The sequence below is a fragment of the Indolivaga macrotermitis genome (genome assembly GCF_900128985.1).
In the GTDB taxonomy this organism is placed as follows: Bacteria; Bacteroidota; Bacteroidia; order Bacteroidales; family Dysgonomonadaceae; genus Dysgonomonas_A; species Dysgonomonas_A macrotermitis.
Genome location: NZ_FQUC01000011.1, coordinates 117,876 through 135,071, shown reverse-complemented (window position 1 = coordinate 135,071; position 17,196 = coordinate 117,876). Strand labels below are relative to the sequence as shown.

At 37.8% G+C, this 17,196-nt stretch carries 14 protein-coding genes; 11 read left to right on the top strand and 3 right to left on the bottom strand.

Annotated features, from left to right (window positions below):
• Window positions 1–4: 4 nt before the first annotated feature.
• The 3 genes from BUC12_RS14220 to BUC12_RS14205 all read right to left on the bottom strand — a co-directional run bounded on the left by BUC12_RS14220 (window position 5) and on the right by BUC12_RS14205 (window position 2,995).
• Window positions 5–586, bottom strand: coding sequence for an adenylate kinase (locus BUC12_RS14220; protein ID WP_062178872.1), 582 nt, complete (start codon window positions 584–586; stop codon window positions 5–7).
• Window positions 587–592: 6 nt separating this feature from the next.
• On the bottom strand, window positions 593–1,129 hold the full coding sequence (hpt, locus tag BUC12_RS14215; protein ID WP_062178875.1) for a hypoxanthine phosphoribosyltransferase: 537 nt from the start codon (window positions 1,127–1,129) through the stop codon (window positions 593–595).
• A gap of 174 nt (window positions 1,130–1,303) precedes the next feature.
• Window positions 1,304–2,995: a DKNYY domain-containing protein gene (locus BUC12_RS14205; protein WP_062178883.1), complete on the bottom strand. Its 1,692-nt coding sequence runs from the start codon at window positions 2,993–2,995 to the stop codon at window positions 1,304–1,306.
• A gap of 378 nt (window positions 2,996–3,373) precedes the next feature.
• Here BUC12_RS14205 and BUC12_RS14200 point away from each other — a divergent pair, with 378 nt between their 5' ends.
• From BUC12_RS14200 to BUC12_RS14150, 11 genes are all read left to right on the top strand, one after another.
• Window positions 3,374–4,711 (top strand): mechanosensitive ion channel family protein, encoded by a 1,338-nt coding sequence (locus BUC12_RS14200; RefSeq protein WP_062178887.1) that lies wholly within the window; start codon window positions 3,374–3,376, stop codon window positions 4,709–4,711.
• A 122-nt stretch (window positions 4,712–4,833) separates the two neighbouring features.
• Window positions 4,834–5,922, top strand: coding sequence for a DUF4831 family protein (locus tag BUC12_RS14195; protein ID WP_062178890.1), 1,089 nt, complete (start codon window positions 4,834–4,836; stop codon window positions 5,920–5,922).
• A gap of 32 nt (window positions 5,923–5,954) precedes the next feature.
• Window positions 5,955–6,425, top strand: a complete 471-nt coding sequence (locus BUC12_RS14190) for a CYTH domain-containing protein (RefSeq protein ID WP_062178893.1) — start codon at window positions 5,955–5,957, stop codon at window positions 6,423–6,425.
• 191 nt (window positions 6,426–6,616) lie between these two features.
• Window positions 6,617–7,198 carry a hypothetical protein gene (locus BUC12_RS14185; RefSeq protein ID WP_062178896.1) on the top strand — a complete coding sequence of 194 codons (582 nt, stop codon included), beginning with the start codon at window positions 6,617–6,619 and terminating at the stop codon, window positions 7,196–7,198.
• A 129-nt stretch (window positions 7,199–7,327) separates the two neighbouring features.
• The gene (locus BUC12_RS14180; protein WP_062178900.1) at window positions 7,328–8,818 is read left to right on the top strand and encodes a hypothetical protein; all 1,491 of its coding nucleotides are present in this window, start codon (window positions 7,328–7,330) and stop codon (window positions 8,816–8,818) included.
• A 22-nt stretch (window positions 8,819–8,840) separates the two neighbouring features.
• A complete protein-coding gene (locus BUC12_RS14175; protein ID WP_062178903.1) occupies window positions 8,841–9,719 on the top strand; it encodes an aldose 1-epimerase family protein in 879 nt (292 codons plus the stop codon).
• A 36-nt stretch (window positions 9,720–9,755) separates the two neighbouring features.
• Window positions 9,756–10,442: a class I SAM-dependent methyltransferase gene (locus BUC12_RS14170; RefSeq protein WP_062178906.1), complete on the top strand. Its 687-nt coding sequence runs from the start codon at window positions 9,756–9,758 to the stop codon at window positions 10,440–10,442.
• On the top strand, window positions 10,439–11,140 hold the full coding sequence (locus BUC12_RS14165; RefSeq protein WP_062178910.1) for a VanW family protein: 702 nt from the start codon (window positions 10,439–10,441) through the stop codon (window positions 11,138–11,140). The genes BUC12_RS14170 and BUC12_RS14165 overlap by 4 nt, the downstream gene beginning before the upstream one ends.
• Before the next feature lie 22 nt (window positions 11,141–11,162).
• Window positions 11,163–12,131, top strand: coding sequence for a polysaccharide deacetylase family protein (locus BUC12_RS14160; protein ID WP_062178913.1), 969 nt, complete (start codon window positions 11,163–11,165; stop codon window positions 12,129–12,131).
• A 107-nt stretch (window positions 12,132–12,238) separates the two neighbouring features.
• A complete protein-coding gene (locus BUC12_RS14155) occupies window positions 12,239–13,885 on the top strand; it encodes a DUF6377 domain-containing protein (RefSeq protein WP_062178915.1) in 1,647 nt (548 codons plus the stop codon).
• A gap of 317 nt (window positions 13,886–14,202) precedes the next feature.
• The gene (locus BUC12_RS14150; RefSeq protein ID WP_062179205.1) at window positions 14,203–17,187 is read left to right on the top strand and encodes a SusC/RagA family TonB-linked outer membrane protein; all 2,985 of its coding nucleotides are present in this window, start codon (window positions 14,203–14,205) and stop codon (window positions 17,185–17,187) included.
• The last annotated feature ends 9 nt before the right edge of the window (window positions 17,188–17,196 follow it).

The window sequence follows — 17,196 nt, the reverse complement described above, 5'->3', positions numbered from 1 at the left end:
TATTTTATTTTACGCTGTCAATAACAGACGAAATACGTCCGAATATTTCATCAACAGTACCTACTCCCTCGATAGAATAAAGTTTCCCTTCTTTCTCGAAAAGCTCTTTCAATGGTGTAGTCTGATTATAGTACACATCTAGACGAGCCTTGATCGTTTCATAATTATCGTCATTGCGCCCGGTTTGCTTACCACGATTAATAAGCCTTTCAATAAGTTCTTCTTCGGGAACATCAAGACTTACTACTGCCGAAATACTTTGGTTACGCTTCTCTAACATTTCAGATAACGCTTTACCCTGAGGTATTGTGCGAGGAAAACCGTCAAATATAACACCTTTACAATCTCCGGCTTTGATCTTCTGATCAAAAACGCTGGCTAGAATATCAATCATCAATTCATCGGGGATCAATTGACCTTTCGACATATAGCTGTCAGCCAGCTTACCAAGTTCCGTTCCGGAAGCCTTTTCAGCCCGCAAAACATCCCCTGTGGAGATATGAGCCAGATTATACTTCTTGATAAGATTTTCACTTTGAGTACCTTTACCTGAGCCCGGAGCTCCAAAAATAACAATGTTCAACATTCTATCTTATGATTTTATTTTGTAAATATCAGCCAAGTTGCGACCGTAACCATCATAATCCAAACCAAATCCGACAATAAAGTCGCTGGGGATTTCCAAAGCTACATAGTCCAATTTTACCTCTGTTTTTAATGCTTCAGGCTTAAATAGCAATGTGGCAACCTTTATCTCTTTCGGTTCATCACAAGCTAACTGGTCTAAAATTAACGACATAGTATGACCTGTATCCACAATATCTTCAATTATAACGATAGTACGCCCGGCTATATCCTCTTCAAGCCCATAGATTTCTTTAATCTTTCCGGTCGATTTAGTCCCCTGATAGGACGCCATACGTACAAAAGAGATTTCGCTAGGAATTGTCACCTTCTTCATCAGTTCGGCGGCAAACATAAACGAACCGTTCAGTATACATACAAACAGCGGATCTTTGCCTTCCAATTCGGTATTCATCTGCTCGGCTATTCTATCTATAGCCTGAATTATCTCAGATTCAGGGATAAACAACTCAAATTCTTTATCTCTTACCTTTACGCTTTTCATATTCGGATGCTTAAAACTTTTAAGCTTACAAAAGTACGATATTTAGATGAATATGTACATGTGTCATACATTTTTTTTCTCAGGATAATTATTTTAAGGTTCCAACTCTTTTTACCGATCTTGCGAGCAAAGCAGTAAGAGCCTTTTATTATCGGGAAATACATCTTCAAATACTTAATAATCATCTTCCTTCAAAAACGACTTTCTGGGCTTTGTTTTTATTTTTACAAATGATGTATAGTCGGGAATTCCCGTTATATCGTCTTTCGAGAAACTTTCAGCCGGTTCACACTTTAATTCCCATAACAGTGACGAACTATGCTTTTCTTCGATATATCCCGAAACAAAAAAACGGCGTCCATCAGTCCAGATTATACCGCGGCTCACCTCTTTTACTTTTCGGAAATTTATTGAATTAACATCTTCCAGTTTTACAACCTTTGTAATATACGCTATCACTCCACCTCTTCGTCGTCGTACAGATTCTCCAATCATAAAGTAGATATTTTTCCCATCAGAGAATAATCCATTAGCTAGAATCGTCAGATCCAACTCCTTATCAAAGCTCTCATTACAAATAAATTCCTGCTTCGATTCATCAAAATAATATATGTTCTCTTTATCGAAGAATAACATATGATAACAGTACCCGTCCTCTTTTTTAGCTAATAGTTTCAGAGTCTGCAAATCAACTTCAGATGTGCCGAATAGTTTATTCGCAACCTTATCGGGAAAAGCTATTCCATTGATAAAGTGCGACTTACCATCTGTTGCATACGTAAGCTGATAATCTATTTTTTCGGCCTTAAAGTTTTGAGCGTTTACTCCCTCTAACCTATTTGTCCGATAATAAACCAATCTATTGTCTGCTATATAGTTATATATCCCGTCGAATATCCATGCCTCAGCAGGATTGATTCCTTTTAATAAATAATGCTTGTAATAAAGATTCCGGCTGTCTCCTCCATAAGGATATTTACTCGAAATATGAGTAGTCGTACCAACCAAACCAAAAGTCTTGGAATCGGCTCCTTCCAGTTTATAATTCTTATAATATACCGATTTAGCATCAGCAATAAAATAAGCTCCGATATACCGTATTGTCCGACGGTCGATATCTGCAATCCTCTCCGTTCCTAAATAAACGGAAAAAGTATCTATTCCCATTTCACCACCAAACTGTTTATCCTTCAACAAAGGGCGGAAAGTATTATAATCTGCATCCTTCACTTTAAAGTATCCATCTCCCCTTCGTAAATAATAAACCTCGTCATTATACGAATAATAATTACTACCGCCTAATTCCTTTCCATGTACCTGAACCATATTACCGGGATCGTCATCTGATGTTAACCAAACTGCAGCATACACTCCGGCTACAATCATTAATGTTAGAGAAGCAAAAACCAGTAAGACAGTCCTTCCCCAAATCTTTTTACCGACATAAGGTTCTCGGTCTTTTATTTCCGGATGAATTACTGAAAATTCGTTACTAATAATCTTCCCGTGACGGTCTTTTCCCTCATTCCATATAAGTTTAACTTTCATCTGTTGAGCCAAAAATTCGCCCGTTTGGACTAACTTATTATTCAACTCAATATTAACAATTCCTTTCCAAATTGTACCCACATTTACATACAGGGTGCGGTCTCCTGTATTAATACTTATGCGGTTCAATCTATTTTGTTTTTCATCTAGTGACCTTCTGAATACTCTGATAGTTTGCAAATCTATCCTAAAAGAAAAACTCCCCTTCTGGGTAAATTTCCAAACACCATCCGATTCCGACATTTCAATCTCATTTCCATACAACAAGTTTACCAACATTTGCCCCAATGAAATGGCAACAAATAGGCTTCCGAGCATATAGAAAAATCCGATCACAAAACCGGTATACTCGTCAACTGAAATACAATATCAGCAACTACACAAAAAAAGAACAATACTAACAAGAGAAAGACAATCGCAGAAAAGACTGTCCATAAAACAATTCGCTTAACATCTAAAATATTCCCTCTGAAACGGATATTCTCCATTACACAACTATACGTTCATTAATACCCCAAATGTATGAAATTATCAAGATATATAACAATACACAAATCTTCTGAATTACATCAAATTCGAACTTTATTTTTATGTCCGATGTTAGATGCATATAGCTTTTTTTAGGAAGTCAAGCTTCAAAAGTGTAACTTTAAAACAATTTTACTAGCAGCAAAACGCTAAACAACATCATACATTATGGAAAAAACAGAATTTACAACATCTGCCAATTTTATAACCAATCATATTCAGGCTTTTTTATCGGATATAGGAGTCTCCGAAAACTGGATCAAGATCCTTAATCTTATTATTGTACTGGTTGCTGCTATATTAATTGTATACTTATTACAAAAGATCACCAAAACTATAGTGACCTTCGCTTTCAAGAAGATCGAGAAAGTAACCGGACTCTCCATATTCAGTCACGCCCGCAACAACCGGCTGCCCCACTTCTTAGCATTGGTTATACCCTACTCGTTCATTATATCAGCTATACCTACCATATTTGCAGACTATCATGCAGCAATAAAACCTGCAATAAAACTGACCGATATATATATGGTATTTATGGTCATTTGGACTATTATGGCAATAATACGTACACTGGCCGACCTGATACAAGAAAGACCTGCTTTCCAAAATAAGCCGATGAAAAGCTATCTGCAAATCATACAGATCATTCTTTTCATTTTCGGGGCTGTTGTAATATACTCTGTTCTTACCGGCAAATCGGCAACGGCATTTTTTGCAGCTATGGGAGCTGCCTCAGCTGTACTCATGCTGATGTTCAAAGATACAATCATGGGATTTGTGGGAAGTATCCAGATATCGACAAATAATATGGTACAAATAGGCGACTGGATAACCATGAGCAAATACGGCGCAGACGGAACTGTAGAAGAAGTAACCTTAACAACGGTAAAAGTGCGGAACTTTGATAAGACAATAACCACAATACCAACCTATTCGCTTATCTCCGATTCATTCCAGAACTGGAGAGGAATGCAGGAAAGCGGCGGAAGACGTATCAAACGGGCACTCGTGATCAAACAATCTGACATAAGAAACCTTACCAACGAAGAATTAGCTGTTTATGAAAAAACCGAAGCATTAGCAGGTTATATCAAGCAGAAAAAAGAAGAATACGGCACACTGAATAAAAATCTGAAAATTGACGAAGCTTCTTTACTCAATGGTTTTCAAATAACTAACTGTGACCTGTTTATCTGCTATGCAATATGGTACCTGAAGAATAATCCGAATATCCATCAGGATATGACTTTGATGGTTCGCGAACTGGCACCCACTTCATCCGGATTACCGATAGAAGTGTACACATTTACCAATACTACAGTTTGGGCTGAATACGAACGCATTATGTGCGAAGTATTTAACCATCTGATCTATAATGTCAAAGTATTCGGACTGACTATATACGAAAGTTCCTCAAGTTCAGATTCGTTAACTGTCAACTTACATCAGTTGGACAAGTTTGACAAGATGCGCGAGTCGGGTATCACCGAAGAAAAAAAGTAAATTTAGAATTCGACCCTGGCAGTTTTTAGTAATATGTCCGGATTGTATATATCTTGATAATACGACAGAAAATACTTACTTTTACCCTGTCTGTTATCAACTAATTTCAGAATACAAAAAATATGAAACATTATTATATAGGATTATTGTCTCTATTGTTTGTCGGAGGATTGCACGCTCAGGAAACTGTAAAAATGAGTGCTGTAAGGAGCAACAATTACGGAGTAGTATATTCGCTACCGAAAACGGCTATTACCGTAAAAGCACAGGCAACTAAAACAACCCGCAAAGCCGGAGAGTTTTTCGAATATGCTCAACAATATCTGAATATAGCAAACCCTATCACACAAGACGAAGTTATATACACTTTAACCGACATATCTGCCGAAGTTAGCGGAGTGGCAGATAAAGAGAAAAGCTATCAGGTTGAATTTCGCAGCAACACGGTAGCCCCATTCGTCACCTTAGATAAGAACGGACTGATATGTGCGATCAATGCCGATGCGCAATTCGATGCCCCTTCAACTCCTAATAATACAACCAAAACCGAGGAGGCTAAACCGATCCTTAATCCCAATTCCTTTTTATCGGAAGAAACATTACGGGCAGGATCAAAATCAAGGCAAGCTGAACTCATAGCCAAGCAAATATTTTTACTTCGCGAAACACGTAACAGCATACTTACCGGAGAGGCTGATAATATGCCTCCCGATGGCAATGCTTATAAGCTTGTTATGGAACGCCTTGACACACAAGAAAAAGCACTGACCTCTTTATTTGCCGGTACCGAAACCGTCGAAAATATAGAACCTCTGACATCTACCATTATACCCGAAAACAAAAATATAGACAAGCAAGTTATATTCAGGTTCTCACGCCGATTAGGCTTTGTTCGCAATGACGATCTTTCGGGAGCGCCAGCTTACCTTTCCCTTATAAGTAAAGAAGCCGTGAAAGAAGCCCCGATACTTAGTCCTAAAGAGGAAAAAGAACTGGAAAAGAAATTTTCGAAAGGCATCATCTTCAATGTTCCGGGAAAAGCAACTCTCAAAGTTGAGTTCGGCAACAAAGACTGGGTCAACAAGAGTTGCGATGTTGTTCAATATGGCATACAAGACGTACTCGTACCCCAGATGTTCGACAATAATAAACAGCCCATAAAAGTGATATTCTACCCCGAGATGGGAGCCATTAAACAGATCATACAATAAATAATACCGGCCGACTGCTTTCCTTCATTTTTATGAATAATACTGAAATAGAACGCAAATTCTTAGTTACAGGCGATTACAAATCATCTGCATATTCCAGCGAGCGGATTACACAAGGTTATTTAGTATCGGATGCAGAACGGGCTGTTCGTGTCCGCATCAAAGGAGACATAGGATACATAACCATTAAAGGAGGTACACAAGCAAATAGCATCAGTCGTTTCGAGTGGGAAAAGGAGATCAGTATAAAAGATGCTGAGCAGTTGCTCCAACTCTGCCTACCGGGTGTGATCGATAAAGTACGTTATCTCATAAAGTCTGGAAAACACATATTTGAAGTAGATGAATTTTTTGGAGAAAATGAAGGCTTGACTATTGCTGAAATAGAATTGCAATCAGAAGACGAAAGTTTCGACAAACCCCATTGGCTGGGCGAAGAAGTTACAGGAGATAAACGGTATTATAATTCTCAATTAATAAGCAATCCCTACAAAAACTGGTAATTTGCGCAAATAACCAACCTTTTCTAAAAGTTTCAACTACAATCATTCCTCTTTTTTACAAAAGAAGAAATCCCTCTCGTTACAACATAGTATTAAATTATAGTGAAGTAGAACTAAATATATAGATTTTAGTTAGAAAAAACTGAACAATTTCTTATTTTTGCAAAACCCCTTAAAAAATTTACACTTTGATGAAAAGAATACACTTATTCTATCTTTTTGCTTCTATCATTTTATTCAGTTCTTGTTCAGGTTTATCACCAAAACCACCTGCTCAAAATACAGTCGCTGAGATTAATAAAAACAATAATACAAAGGATACCATTAATGAGTTCCAAAGCTCCGGTTGCCAATGGATTTACACAGAAAACGTCTGCCAAATAGACGATATAAAAACATATTTAGCAGAAACATGGTCCGAAGACGAGTTATTTTTCAGTTATCCTTATAAAGGAAGTACTCCCGTTAAATTAATACTGAGGAAAATAAGCTCCCAAGATATATCCGAAGTATTTTTATTGATACAAAAAGACCAGTTTCTATTCAATAATAACGATGATTTTATTAAAGTACGGTTTGATAACGAAAAAGCCCAGACTTTCCATTTCACCACATCAAAAGAATTCAGCTCAACCACTATTAGTATCCACCATAGTACAGCATTTATATCAAAACTAAAAAAGACCAAAACCCTGTTGGCACAGTTCGAATTCTTTCATGAAGAAAACAAAAGCGTAAAGTTCAACATCGAAGGTTTGAATTGGCCTTATTAATACCTCAGTGCAAAAAATGCCTCTAACTCCTTGTAAGCAGACTATTTATTAATAACCTCCATCAAAACTGTTTACACTGAAATATATCTGAATAACAAACAATACCATAAAAATACTATCTTTGGTAGTATGATTGATATCAAAGTAAAAATACACGATGCCTACTCGTTCGAATTCAAGACATCTTTTATTGCCACAAAAAAAACGACTGGTAATGAGACTAATGAATTTGGTATCAACACCTGGCTATTTGTCCCGAACAATATAGATATCAATCGTAGTACGTACAGTAAAGAGCAATTTTATAAAGATACAAAGTCATATATACGCTTGATCACTCCTGTTTATACACTACAGGAAATATACATGGGTGAAAGCAGTCCTTTATCGAGACTAAAAAAAGCTATCGAAGATATCACCTCCGATCCCGAGAATGCAGAATTTCAGAAAAACTACATCTTCCAGATCAGGATGTTTTCATCAATATTCAAAAGTGCATCCCGAGACAGGGCATTTTATATTATTGAAGAAGAGGAAAATGATCTATTAAACGGATTAATTGATGAATATGTACTGCATATCTCACAAATCATAAAACGATACCGGGACTTAAAACCTTATATCAATCACCCTTCAATTTCGGAAGATAATAAACAGTATTATATTTTTGGCGACGACTTTATCGGCAATATCCTTCAGCAACAGACTTTCAGGTTGATGCGAGGACTTGAGAATATGAACTCCTTTTTTCAGGTCAAAGACAAGCTGCATAACCTTGTTGTAAAAGAAGACAATTACAAAAGGTCGCAAGGTTATTCGATGCTCGATACTAAAGACAGCAGCAATAATTATCTGGTAATTATGCGCTGGGGCATACTGAAGAAATTTATCGAAAGTGATCTCTTCCTCATTACCAAAAAGAGTAAAGACGGGGCTATCGCCGAACAGTTCTTCTACGGAATTGCAGCTGGTATATCTATGATATTCGCAACCGTAATTTCTTTTTCGGCACAGCTCCATTACGGCAATTTCACCGTTCCCTTGTTCTGTGCCCTCGTTATCAGCTATATATTCAAAGACAGGATCAAAGACCTTATGCGATACTATTTCAGTACACAGCTAGGGAAAAAGTATTTCGATACCAAACGACAACTCGATATACAACACGAACCTATCGGATGGACAAAAGAAGCTTTCGACTACGTACTCGAATCGAAAGTTCCACCCGAAGTTATCAGCATGCGCAAACGATCACCCCTTGTGGAAGCCGAAAACAAAGTATATAATGAACAGATTCTTCTCTACCGAAAACTGGTTAGGCTGGAATCGTCAAAAATAGGCACTTACCGGGGATATGAATTTATCGGTATCAATGACATTACACGGTTTAATATAGCTCACTACATACAAAAGATGGACAATCCGTCAATACCCATCTATCTACCGGATGAACAGGATGGTTATGTCCGGTATTCGAGCGAAAAAGTCTATGCGCTCTATATGGTTGTGCGATGCGAAGGTTCCGAAAATTTATATTATCGTAAATTCCGGTTACTATTCAACCGGAAAGGGATAAAAGAGATAACCGAACTAAAGGATAATCAATTAGTTCAACAATAAGATACTCAAACAACACGATATAATGAAAACTCTGGTCAACGATAAACTATCCATAAAAATTAAATCTTTCGGAGCCGAACTTACGAGCATTACACGGAAAGATGACGGCCGTGAATATCTTTGGCAGGCAGATCCAACATATTGGAAACGCCATTCCCCGGTACTTTTTCCCATAGTCGGCAGCTTATGGGATAATCAGTACACCCATGAAGGAAAAACTTACCGGATGTCTCAGCATGGTTTTGCAAGAGACCGCGAATTCGAACTAGTCAAAGAATCTGAAAACGAAATCCGCTTCCTACTGAAAGATGACGAAGCATCCCGCAATATATACCCATTTCCTTTTCATCTGGAGATCGGATATAAATTATCCGGTAACGTAATAGAAGTATCATGGGAAGTTATAAATATAGGACAATCGGAACTTTATTTCCAGATAGGAGCACATCCAGCCTTCAATTATCCCGAGAGCAAAGGTTCTGATGCAATAAAAGGATACTTCACTTTTGATAATACCGAAAAGCTGAAATATACTCTTATCTCGGAAAAGGGATGTATAGATCCCTCCAAAGAATATGATTTACAATTGCCCGACGTGAGACTCCCTATCGACAATCAGACATTCGACAATGACGCGCTTATCTTCGAAAGCAATCAAATTCGACGGGTTACACTTCTGAATACGCAACGGAAACCTTATATCACCTTAGATTTTGATGCGCCTCTGGTTGGCTTATGGGAACCGCCGCACAAAGATTCTCCGTTTGTTTGTATCGAACCGTGGTACGGGCGATGCGACAGAGTTAATTACTCCGGAGACTTTAAACACCGAGACTGGATGAACAAACTGCCGGCAGGAGAAAAGTTTACAGCATCGTACCGAATCATTATAGAAGAATAACCCGCACAATACTCCCACTCTATACGGATTTCTAAAATGAATAAGAACAGACAACAATCCATTAAGACATATTATAATGATTTAGCACCTGAATACGATCACGACAGATTTGCTAATTCATATGGGAAATATATTGACTACCAAGAGAAAAAGGTAATGCACAAGCTTATGCTTCACAGAGATAAGGAAACAACTCTTGATGTAGCATGCGGAACAGGCAGATTTCTCAGATATGCACGATACGGACTCGACATAAGCCCCAATATGCTCGAAGTAGCCCAACGAAAATATCGCAATCGCTTATTATTCGAAGGTAATGCTTCGCAAATGCCTTTCGAAGATAAAAAGTTCGAGACCATTTTTTCCTTCCATCTAGTCATGCATTTAGACAAAGAAACTACCCGGCAGTTTTTGGAAGAAACAAGCCGTATAGCTAAACCGGGAGCAACGCTTATTTTCGATTTCCCTTCGAAATACCGGCGTCAGGCTATTAATTATAAAGCCGAAAACTGGCACGCATCCAATGCCCTTTCGACTATCGAAATACAAGCCATGACAACACAATGGCTTGTAAAATCATCATATGGAATATTATTTTTTCCGATTCACAGGTTTCCTCCTTCTACCAGACGTTATCTCCGCCGGATAGATACATGGATATGCCGTTCATTCCTGAAAAAGTACGCGTCATATATTGTTGTTATACTCAAAAAGAAAGTATGAGGTTAAGAAAATTAATACCGAAATACCTCAGGTTAGAGTATAAGCTGAGAAAACGCAAAGCGACTGATAAAAAATCAGGAATATGTTTTGCGGTAGCACATGCATCCGAATACACACCTCCGTTCTCTATAGAAGTAACCCAACCAATCAGGCAGTCGAGCCACTACGAAAATAAAATAGATAATATCAGACTAGGAGCCGATTTTATAGAAAACTATATCATCGGACAAAACGAAACCTTATCATTTTGGGAAGCCATAGGTAATCCTTCTTCTCAAAGAGGATTTAAAGTTGGACGAAATCTGATCGAGGGAAAGCTTCAAGCCGATTATGGAGGAGGACTTTGTCAACTTTCCGGACTAATTTATATCTGTGCATTAAAAGCCGGAATGAATATAACCGAACGTCATAACCATACAGTAGATATCTATACCGAAGAAGAACGATTCACACCACTTGGTTCCGATGCAACAATCGTATATGGCTATAAGGATCTTCGGGTTGCCAATCCCTACCCTTTCGATGTACGATTCGAATTCGAAATCAAGGATTCCCGGATTATCTGCAAGCTACTAAGCGAGCAACAGATCAAAGAACGCACTCTTGAATTCAGAAGAAACAAAATACAAGATAAAATTCATGTAGAGACCTTTGCCGATGGTATTTACATCGGCGACTCTCTATATCTCACCCAATAAATATTCACAAATACCAAAGATCATGAAAAAAATAGTATTCGCGGCAACCTTCTTCTTGATAAATTCTTTATTGGTACTCGGAAACGAAATACCTGATGTAAATATCCGCATAGCAAATTATAAAGACGACAAAGTCTCTGCTCTCAGTTATACTTTCGATGACGGAATGAAAGAACATTATACGCTGGCAGTCCCACAACTCGAAAAATACGGATTCAGAGGTACATTCTGGATTATCGGATCAACAATAAATGAAGACAGCCAACATATAACAGATACAACCCATATGACATGGGAAGAACTGAGGATTATGGCTGAAAAAGGACATGAAATAGCATCACATACATGGTCTCATCAAAATCTTGTAAAAATAACAAGAGAAGAAGCTGTAAAAGAAATAGAGAAAAACGACAGTATAATTTTGGAGAAAGTAGGTTTGATCCCCATTTCATTATGCTATCCTTACAATGCAAAGAATGACGAGATTATAGCTCTGGCTTCAAAGAACAGAGTTGGAACCCGTCTTTTCGAATTTGCTATAGGAACAGAAAGTACAATAGAATCGCTCAATAAGAAATTAAAAGAAATAATCGACAATCGAGAATGGGCTGTTGCAATGATACACGGAATCAACTATGGATACGATGCTTTCCCCGACCCTAATGTTTTGTGGAATAATTTCGAGAAAGTAAAGGCTTTAGACAATCAAATATGGGTAGGAACCTTCAGTCAGGTTGCATCTTACATAGCCGAAAGAGACAATATCCAACTAAATACAGTGAAGGAGCAAGGAAAAGTAACAGTCACTCCTCAACTGAGTCTGGACAAAAACCTGTTCAAAGAACCTTTAACTGCTATTATTGAAACTACAGGAGTTCAAAGCTTTGAAATACAACAAGGAGGAAAAAAAATTACACCTAAAGTGCTTTCAGATAAGGTTATATTTGATTTCGATCCTTTTGGAGGAGATATACAGATTACTTATAAATAAATAATGCCGATATAGAAACACAATAAAGGGCTGTATAGTCATACAGCCCTTTATAAATTATTTTTTTGATTAACTTTGAATAATCTCTGAAGGTAAATCGACCAGCTATGAATAAATTTTTGCTTATCCTACTCACTTGTTGTACCAGTTTATACTCACAATCGAAAATGGAGAAAGACTCTGTATTGAATCTGTTGAACAAAGAGATCAATAACAAACAGGTATATATGGAGCAAAAAGAATTAAAGATTAAAAGTCTGAAACAGCTTCTAGGCACACAAAATCTTCCTGATAATCAAGAATACGATATAAACATCAAATTATCAAACGAATATCAGAAATACCAGATAGACTCGGCTATACTCTATATAGAAAAGAATAAAACTATAGCTGCAAAATCGGGCAACAAAAACAGGATCGACGAAACAAGCCTACGGTTATCTCTCTTATACTCAGCCTCAGGGATGTACATAGAGTCAAAAAGTATACTGGATAATACCGACCGCAAAAAGCTGTCTAAAGATCTTTTACCTCTTTATTTCGAAACATACAGCCAGTTTTACGGACATTATGCACAAAGTAATAACCGGCACACCTATTTCCAGAAAAATGAAGCATTTCGCGATTCATTGCTAGCGATATTAGATACCGGATCAATAAAATACCAGATAACATATACCGAAAAAATACTTTATCAGGGACAGTTCGAAATAGCGAATAACAGATTATTGAAACTCCTTGAGAAAATATCTCCGGAAGATCCCGACTATGGACTGGTTACCTATCTGTTAGGAACCGTTTATAAAAATAAACGCGACCACGAATTACAAAAACATTATTATGCCATCTCTGCTATCTGCGACATACGGAATGCAACCAAAGATAATGCCTCACTTCAGAGCCTGGCATCAACATTTTACGAAGAAGGCAATATAGACCAAGCCTATAAATTTACAAAAGCCGCCATCGAAGATGCTGTGTTCTGTAATGTACGTTTCCGAACGATCGAGATATCAGAGTTTTTCAGTATTATCAATACTGCTTATCTGGCTAAAGAATATAAACAGAAGAGCGAACTAAAACTCTTTCTCATTTTTACCAGTATATTTATAGTATGCCTTATTGCCGCCGTTGTATATGTATATGTACAGATGAGGCGAATATCCAGAATAAGGAAAGAATTATACCGTGCCAATGTTAAACTTATAAATCTCAACGAAGATATAACGGCAACAAATAATCAATTAAATAATGTCAACTTTCAGTTATCCGAGTCCAACCATATAAAAGAGGAATACATAGCGCACTTCTTCGACCTTTGTTCGGCTTATATAACCAAATTGGAAGATTATCGCAAAGCTCTGAACAAAAGAGCAAGTAATAATCAGCTCGACGAGCTTTTCAAGATGCTGAAATCAACAACAATTGTTGATAATGAATTAGAAGATTTGTATAAAAAATTTGACAACATATTTATCAGCCTCTATCCTACCTTTGTTGAAGATTTCAATTCGCTGCTTATCAAGGAAGAGCAAATACAATTAAAGCCCGGAGAACAGCTAAACACCGAGCTACGTATTTTCGCCCTTATTCGTTTAGGTATTACCGACAGTGTTAAGATCGCCGGATTCTTACGGTATTCCCTCAGCACTATATACAACTACCGCACAAAGGGACGAAACAAAGCTGCAGTATCAAGAGACGAATTCGAAGATTGGGTGATGAAAATCGGGGTTATCCAGAAAAACAGATAGGTTAAATCAATCCAAACCCACTACTTTTTAGCTCTATCAACAAACCACTAAATCTATAAACATCAATATTTTATAGATTCCATATCACTACTTTTTTTGTATAAAGAAAAGTTAGAGCTACCTATATCCATAATTTTGAAATATTAAGATTTTTTAAAGAGCCCAAATTCTAATAACCCATTAAAACCAAAACCAGAAAAGCATGAAATGATATTTCAAAATTTGAACATCTGTTAACAATCAACTAGTCTTTAATGTTTCTTATACCAAAGAAATATTACATCAAAAACAAAATCACATTAAAATCTAAAAGAATCATGAAGTGTAAAAGTAAACAATTCTTGTACAAGATTTGTCTTGTTATTACTTTGCTGCTTCCGGCTATCGCTTTTGCTCAAAACGGTACAAGAGTAGAAGGTACGGTTACGGACGCTGTTACAGGTGAAACTCTTATCGGGGTTTCGGTTAGCCTGAAAGGAACCACCAATGCCACAATGACGGACATAGACGGTAAGTATGCATTAAACAATATCCCCGCAAGCTCTACTCTGGTATTTACCTATATGGGATATGAGACAGCCGAAGTAGCTGCTAATTCATCAGTAGTAAATGTAACTTTAAGAGAATCATCCAAACAACTGGAAGAAATTGTTGTGATCGGATATGGTACTCAACGTAAAGCCGACCTGACTACATCTGTAGCAAGTGTTTCGGCTGACGACTGGGCAGACCGTCCTATAATATCGGCACAACAAGCTCTACAAGGGAAAGCCGCCGGTGTACAGGTCGTACAACCATCCGGTAAACCGGGTGTAGGTATACAAGTACGTGTACGTGGTGCTACCTCTCTAAATGCAGGAAACGACCCTATCTATGTTGTAGACGGAGTTATCACCAATGATATAACAAATATATCGCCTTCCGATATAGAAACTATGCAAATACTGAAAGATGCCTCATCTGCTGCTATTTATGGTAGTCGTGCAGCCAACGGTGTCGTACTTATCTCTACTAAAAAAGGTTCGAAAGGAAGAACTAAGGTAGATTTATCGATGTATGTCGGATTCTCTAATGTCACCAAACAGATCAAAACCCTGAACACAAAGCAGTATTATGATTTAATGGATGAAGTAGGGATAAGTGTAGACCGTACCAACCATAACTATACCAACTGGGCTAAAGAAATGTACGGAACAGGTATGCAACAAAACTATCAGGTTTCTCTATCGGGAAGTACAGATAAAACAAATTACTATATATCAGGAGGATACCAAAAAGAAGAAGGTATTATCTCTCCTGCCAATTATGACAGATTTTCATTCAGAACCAACCTGTCATCAGATATTAAGCCTTGGTTCAAAGTAACTTCCAACCTGAGCTTTGCCCGCAATACACGTATGGATGCTACCGACAATGCCAACGCCGGACGTGGAGGTGTTATTATGTCTATTATAAACACTCCTCCTTTTATGCCTATCTGGGATTCCGCTAATCCGGGACAGTACGCCACTAACCCCTTCCAGTCATCATGGGAAAATCCTTTTGCACAGGCAAATACATACGATAAGAACCAGGAATACCGTTTCATGGGTAATCTTGAACTGGATTTCACTCTGGCAGACGGACTTCACTTTAAACCTCGTTTCTCTGTAGACTATACCGACCATGGTTGGGATAAATTTATCGACCCGATCAAAACGCAATATGGACGTCAGGCAAATGGTCGCGGCGAACATGCTGACGACAGTTATCTTACATGGCAAAGCGAAAATATATTATCATATAATAAGAAGTTTGACGGAAAGCACAATTTCAGCGCTTTAGGAGGTATCACTATGCAAAGATACAGACATACCAACTCATATATGTCGGTAGAAGACTTTGTAAAAGGTACTACTTTCAAAACGATGACATTGAATATGGCAAACAAGATAAACAGTGCTACTACTAAAAAAGAAGGTAACTCATTGATGTCGTACCTTGCCAGAGTACAATATGATTTTGAAAGCCGCTATTTAGCGACACTCAACTTCCGTGCCGACGGTTCTTCTAAATTATATGACAAATGGGCATATTTTCCATCAATGTCTGCCGGATGGCGTTTTTCCAGCGAAAAATTCTTCGAACCACTAACTAACGTTGTAGATGATGCAAAACTAAGAATCGGTTGGGGACGCAATGGTAACCAAGGCGGTATCGGCGACTACGACCTATATGATAAGTATACCATCGTTAAGCAAGAAACTACAGGAGAAGGTCCTGCAGTAAAACCGGGAAGACTGGGTAACCGTGACCTGAAATGGGAAATTACGACCCAATACAATGCAGGGATAGACTTAACTCTATTCAACTCAAGATTAACAGGAGAATTCGATGTATATTACAAAAAGACCACCGATTTGCTTCTTTACATCAAGTTACCTTCTACAGTAGGTGTTGATCTACCGATGAGAAATGACGGAGAGATGGTAAACAAAGGTTTCGAATTCAATATCAACGGACAGATCCTTACAGGCACATTTAAATGGGATGCCGGCATCAATATGTCGTTTAACCGCAATAAACTGACTAAACTGGGGCTTACACCGCAATTTACTGCAGCCAATATCGAAAGTAACGGGGATGATGTGATTATGATCAAAGAAGGTCTTCCATTAGGTTCTTTCTACGGATATGTAGCACAAGGTGTTGATCCGGAAACAGGTAATATCATTTACAAAGACTTAAATAACAATGGAGTTGCAGGTGTAGATGCTAACGGAGTTATAGATTCGGCCGACAGAACTATTATCGGTGATGCACAACCGGATTTCACATTCGGATTCACTCACAATTTCTCTTGGAAGAATTTCACTCTTAGTGCTTTCTTCAACGGATCGTACGGTAATGATATTTTCAACGCATCGCGTATAGACTCAGAAGGAATGTTTGACTCTAAAAACCAAACAACTACAGTTCTGAACAGATGGGTACGTCCGGGAATGATAACCGATGTTCCGAGAGCCGGAGTATTAACTAACTCGTTAAACTCTACACGCTTTGTTGAAGACGGTTCATTTATCCGTCTGAAATCTTTGACGTTAGCATACACATTCGACCAAAAGATCATCAATAAACTGAAATTATCTAAACTGAATGTATACGGAACAGTCAATAACTTATTCACACTGACTAAATACAGAGGTTACGATCCCGAACTTAGCTGGGTAGACTCTAATGCCAGTGCAGCTCAATTAGGTATCGACTATGGTACTTATCCACAATCTCGTTCATTTATTTTCGGTCTTAATGTATCATTCTAAAAAACGAAT